1 protein-coding gene is annotated in these 1,397 nt (G+C 67.9%); it reads right to left on the reverse strand.

The genetic code is table 11. The features are described 5' to 3' along the window. Nucleotides 1–53: 53 nt before the first annotated feature. The gene (locus tag ACGFH6_RS44605) at nucleotides 54–1,292 is read right to left on the reverse strand and encodes an IS481 family transposase (protein WP_393397494.1); all 1,239 of its coding nucleotides are present in this window, start codon (nucleotides 1,290–1,292) and stop codon (nucleotides 54–56) included. Nucleotides 1,293–1,397 lie beyond the last annotated feature (105 nt).

Raw genomic sequence — 1,397 nt, forward strand, 5'->3', positions numbered from 1 at the left:
CTGAGCACCTTCGGTTGATGGGTGACGGATCTGCTTCGGTAGATCGTTGACACTCAGGTTTGTAGTTTATGGCGACGTTGGCCGCCGGGGACGGATGGTTTCTTCTTGCGTACCTGTCCTGGCTGGTCGCGGGTCTGGGTGCGGAGCAGTTGGTCGTGGTCGAAGAACTGCAGGACGGTGTCGGTGACCCAGACGTCGATGTTGCGGCCTGCCGCGGCCGTTCCGAGGCAGACCTGTTGCCAGTTCACGCACACCACTCCGGCCCGGCTGGCGCGTCGCGCGACCCAGTAGCCGTCGCGGCGGCCGGGGTCGGGTTGTGTGGTGGACCCGGCGGTCATAGTGGCCGGCCGCAGCGATGTGACCAGCGCGGGTACGGCGTGCAGGAACCGGTCAGCCGGAGTGGCCATCGCGATCGCTTGGTGTGGCCGGCGGTGGTTGTACTCGGTCACCCAGGCGTCGAGTTCGGCCTGCGCGGCCTCGAGACTGGCAAAGACCCGGTCGGTGCGGAACTCGGTGCGCAGCGCCCGGTGGAACCGCTCGACCTTGCCTGTTGTCGTGGGGGAGCGGGGCTGGGTGAGCCGGTGCGTGATCCCGTTCTCGCGGCAGATCCGGTCGAACAGCACCTCCACGGGCGGGCGGTTGAATCGGCCGGTGAACACCTTGCCGTTGTCGGTCAGGATCTCCTCCGGTAGGCCATGGGTCCGCATCGCCAGCGCCAGCCCCTCACAGACCCGCTGCGCCGATTCGCGCAGCATCAAGAAGGCGCTGACACAGAACCGGGAGTGGTCATCGATCCCGGTCAGCGCCTTCGCGCGGCGCCCGTCGGCCAGCACGAACCCACCGACCACATCCATCTGCCACAGCTCCATCGGCCGGCCGCGCTCCCACCGCCTCCACCGGCGGTCCCGCGGCCGCCGCGCCCCCGGCTCGATCAACGACAACCGCACCAGCGCCCGATACACCGCCGACTCCGACGGCACCAACCCCACCGGCACCAGCGCGTCGCGTCCCAGTTCATGCACCAGACGCCGCGGACCCCACGTCGGATGCGCCCGCCGCAACTCCGCCACCGCGACCTCGACCACGGCCGGCATCTGATGCGGACACGACCGCGGCCGATGCGACCCATCGCCGAGATTCTCGATCCCGCCCACCTCGTACTTCGCGAGCCAGGCGTGCAGGGTCTGCCGCGACACCCCGAACCGCGCCGCCGTGTCCTTCACCGTCTCACCGCCGCCGACCACCGCCAGCACGGCCTGATACCGCTGCTCAGCCACACTCATCTCCCGCATACCGGGAGTGTCAAGAATCAACCGAAGCAACCGTCAAGCATCAGCCGGAAACATGTAAAGCCTCAACCGAGGACGATGTGTCATCCATCAGCCGAGGCCATACAT

The organism is Kribbella sp. NPDC049227 (assembly GCF_043197265.1).
Classification (GTDB): domain Bacteria; phylum Actinomycetota; class Actinomycetes; order Propionibacteriales; family Kribbellaceae; genus Kribbella.

Coding starts and splice junctions, on each gene's coding strand:
- ACGFH6_RS44605 (WP_393397494.1), bottom strand. CDS start 1,292: ATGCGGGAGATGAGTGTGGCTGAGCAGCGGTATCAGGCCGTGCTGGCG.